The 4171-nt window shown below is 69.0% G+C and carries 2 protein-coding genes; both read left to right on the top strand.

Going from position 1 to position 4171, the window contains the following annotated elements:
- On the top strand, window positions 1–1197 hold a 1197-nt coding region (locus FUT87_RS01210), incomplete at its 5' end, for an efflux RND transporter periplasmic adaptor subunit (RefSeq protein ID WP_147239825.1).
- A 115-nt stretch (window positions 1198–1312) separates the two neighbouring features.
- A partial coding sequence (locus tag FUT87_RS01205) for an efflux RND transporter permease subunit (RefSeq protein ID WP_147239824.1) occupies window positions 1313–4171 on the top strand: 2859 nt, incomplete at its 3' end.

Here is a 4171-nt window from a genome sequence, read left to right as displayed (position 1 = left end):
TCGCTCACCGCCGTCGCCGCGGTCGTCGGGGCTCTCGTCGTCGGCCTGCACAGCCAGCAGGCGGTCGCCAATCAACCGTCGGGCGCGCCGCAGGCGATCCCCGTGTCCGTCGCCACCGTCGCCAGCCAGGACGTCGCGGCCTGGGACGAGTTCTCCGGCCGCCTCGAGGCCGTCGAGCGCGTCGACGTCCGCGCCCGGGTGTCGGGCGCGGTGCAGTCGGTGCACTTCCGGGAAGGGGCGCTGGTCAAGGCCGGCGATCTGCTGATCACCATCGACCCCGCGCCCTACCAGGCCGAGGTCGACCGCGCCGAGGCGCAGGTGCTGGCCGCGCAGGCCCGCGTCAGCTACACGAAGAGCGAGCTGGAGCGCTCCACCCGCCTGTGGAGCGAGCGCGCCATCGCGCAGCGTGAGCTCGACGAGCGCAGCAACGCCGCCAACGAGGCCAATGCCAACCTGCGCGCGGCGCAGGCGGCGCTGCAGTCGGCCAAGCTGAACCTGGGCTACACGCAGGTCCGCGCGCCGGTGGCCGGCCGCGTCGGCAAGCTGGAAGTCACGCAGGGCAACCTGGTGGCGGCCGGCCCCGGCGCACCGGTGCTGACGACGCTGGTCTCGGTCAGCCCGATCTACGCCAGCTTCGACGCCGACGAGCGCACCGTCGCCCGCGCGCTGAACGAGCTGCATGGCAACGCCAAGGGCGGGACGGGCGCCGCGGGCGACCTCTCGAGCATCCCCGTGCAGATCGGCACCGCCGCGACCGCCGACACGCCGTTCAACGGCAAGCTGCAGCTGATCGACAACCAGGTCGATGCCCGCAGCGGCACGGTGCGGGTGCGCGCGGTGCTGGACAACAAGGACGGCGCGCTGATCCCGGGCCAGTTCGCCCGAATCCGCCTGGGCCAGGCCAAGTCGCGTCCGGCGGTGCTCGTCAACGAGCGCGCCGTCGGCACCGACCAGAGCAAGCGCTTCGTGATGGTGGTCGGCGCGGACAACACGCTGAGCTACCGCGAGGTGCAGCTCGGCGCCAACGTCGACGGGCTGCGCATCGTCACCACCGGGCTGAAGCCCAACGAGCGCGTGGTCGTCAACGGCCTGCAGCGGGTGCGTCCCGGCGCGCTGGTGGCGCCCACCCTGGTCCCGATGAACGCCAAGGCGGAACTCCAGGCCAAGGACGGCGCGGCGAAGGCCGACAAATCCTGACGGCATGCCGCGGACCGGATCGCCTCCGGGCCGCCGTCGTGGCCGTCAGCGGGTCGGGAGCGCTTCGGCGCGGCCCGGCACCGCCTTCCATTCCCAGTCGATCTGAAAGACTGACATGAATCTCTCCAAATTCTTCATCGACCGCCCGATCTTCGCGGGCGTGCTGTCGGTGCTGATCTTCGTCGCGGGCCTGCTCGCGGTGCGGGTGCTGCCGATCTCGGAATACCCCGAGGTCGTGCCGCCCCAGGTCGTGGTCCGCGCGCAGTACCCCGGCGCCAACCCCAAGGTCATCGCCGAAGCCGTGGCCACGCCGCTCGAGGAATCGATCAACGGCGTCGAAGGCATGCTCTACATGGGCAGCCAGGCCACCACCGACGGCCTCATGACGCTGACCGTGACCTTCAAGCTGGGCACCGACCCGGACAAGGCGCAGCAGCTGGTGCAGAACCGCGTCTCGCAGGCCGAGCCGCGCCTGCCCGAGGAAGTCCGCCGGCTCGGTCTGACCACGGTCAAGAGCAGCCCCGACCTGACCATGGTCGTGCACCTGCTCTCGCCCAACGACCGCTACGACATGACCTACCTGCGCAACTACGCGGTGCTCAACGTCAAGGACCGCCTGGCGCGGATCCAGGGCGTGGGGCAGGTGCAGCTGTTCGGCTCGGGCGACTACTCGATGCGCATCTGGCTGGACCCGCAGAAGGTCGCCGAGCATGGCCTGTCGGCCAGCGACGTGGTCCAGGCGATCCGTGAGCAGAACGTGCAGGCCGCGGCCGGCGTGGTCGGCGCGTCGCCCGGCCTGCAGGGCATCGACCTGCAGCTGCCGATCAACGCGCAGGGCCGCCTGAACAGCGAGCAGGAATTCGGCGACATCATCGTCAAGTCCGGTGCCAACGGCCAGGTGACGCGGCTGCGCGACCTGGGCCGGATCGAGCTGGGCGCGTCGGAATACGCGCTGCGCTCGCTGCTGGACAACAAGTCCGCGGTGGCGATCCCGATCTTCCAGGCGCCGGGCTCCAACGCGATCGAGATCTCCAACAACGTGCGCGCCACGATGGCGGAGCTGAAGAAGGCGATGCCCGAAGGCGTCGACTACTCGATCGTCTACGACCCGACGCAGTTCGTGCGGGCGTCCATCGAATCGGTGATCCACACGCTGCTGGAAGCGGTGGCGCTGGTCGTGCTGGTGGTGATCCTGTTCCTGCAGACCTGGCGCGCGTCGATCATCCCGCTGCTGGCCGTGCCGGTGTCCATCATCGGCACCTTCGCGGTGATGCACCTCTTCGGCTTCTCGATCAACGCGCTGTCGCTGTTCGGCCTGGTGCTGGCCATCGGCATCGTGGTCGACGACGCCATCGTGGTGGTCGAGAACGTGGAGCGCAACATCGAGTCCGGCCTCAGTCCGCGTGAAGCGACCTACCGCGCGATGCGCGAGGTCTCCGGGCCCATCATCGCGATCGCGCTGGTGCTGGTGGCCGTGTTCGTGCCGCTGGCCTTCATCACCGGCCTGACGGGGCAGTTCTACAAGCAGTTCGCGCTGACGATCGCGATGTCGACGGTGATCTCGGCGGTCAACTCGCTGACGCTGTCGCCCGCGCTGGCCGCGATGCTGCTCAAGGGCCACGACGAGCCCAAGGACTGGCTGACCCGCGCGATGGACAAGGTGCTGGGCCGCTTCTTCGGCGGCTTCAACAAGCTGTTCAACCGCGGCGCCAAGGCCTACAGCGGCGGCGTGACCAAGGCGATCTCGCGCAAGGTGATCATGCTGGTCGTCTACGGCGGCCTGCTGGGCCTGACCGTGGGCCTGTTCAAGGCGGTGCCCAGCGGCTTCGTGCCGGCGCAGGACAAGCAGTACCTGATCGGCTTCGCGACGCTGCCGGATGGCGCCACGCTGGACCGCACCGAGGACGTGATCCGCCGCATGAGCGAGATCGCGATGAAGACGCCGGGCGTGGAGCACGCCATCTCCTTCCCGGGCCTGTCGATCAACGGCTTCACCAACAGCTCCAACTCGGGCATCGTGTTCGCGTCGCTCAAGTCCTTCGACCAGCGCACCGGCAAGGGCCTGTCCGCGGGCGAGATCGCGGGCAACATGAACGCGCAGTTCGCGCAGATCCAGGACGCCTTCGTCGTGATGTTCCCGCCCCCGCCGGTGCAGGGCCTGGGCACGACCGGCGGCTTCAAGCTGCAGCTCGAGGACAAGGGCGGCCTGGGCTACGAGGCGCTCGACCAGGCGGTCAAGGCCTTCATGGCCAAGGCCCAGCAGGCGCCCGAGCTGGCCGGCATGTTCACCAGCTACCAGGTCAACGTGCCGCAGCTGTATGCCGACCTGGACCGCACCAAGGCGCGCCAGCTGGGCGTGGCGGTCACGGACGTGTTCGACACGATGCAGATCTACCTGGGCTCGCTCTACGTCAACGACTTCAACAAGTTCGGCCGCACCTATACCGTGCGGGTGCAGGCGGACGCCGCCTACCGCGCGCGCGCCGAGGACGTGGGCCTGCTGAAGGTGCGTTCGGCCTCGGGCGAGATGGTGCCGCTGTCGGCGCTGATGAAGGTCCAGCCGAGCTTCGGCCCGGAACGCGCGATGCGCTACAACGGCTTCCTGTCCGCCGACATCAACGGCGGCCCGGCTCCCGGTTACTCGACCGGCCAGGCGCAGGACGCGATCGCGCGCATCGCGGCGGAGACGCTGCCCCCGGGCATCAGCTACGAATGGACCGAGCTGACCTACCAGGAGATCCTGGCCGGCAATTCCGCGGTGTGGGTGTTCCCGCTCGCGATCCTGCTGGTGTTCCTGGTGCTGGCGGCGCAGTACGAGAGCCTGTCCCTGCCGGTGGCGATCATCCTGATCGTGCCCATGGGCCTGATGGCGGCGATGACCGGCGTCTGGCTGAGCCATGGAGACAACAACGTCTTCACGCAGATCGGCTTGATCGTGCTGGTGGGCTTGTCGGCGAAGAACGCGATCCTGATC

The organism is Mitsuaria sp. TWR114, assembly GCF_007997345.1.
This window is presented reverse-complemented; position numbering and strand designations above follow the sequence as displayed.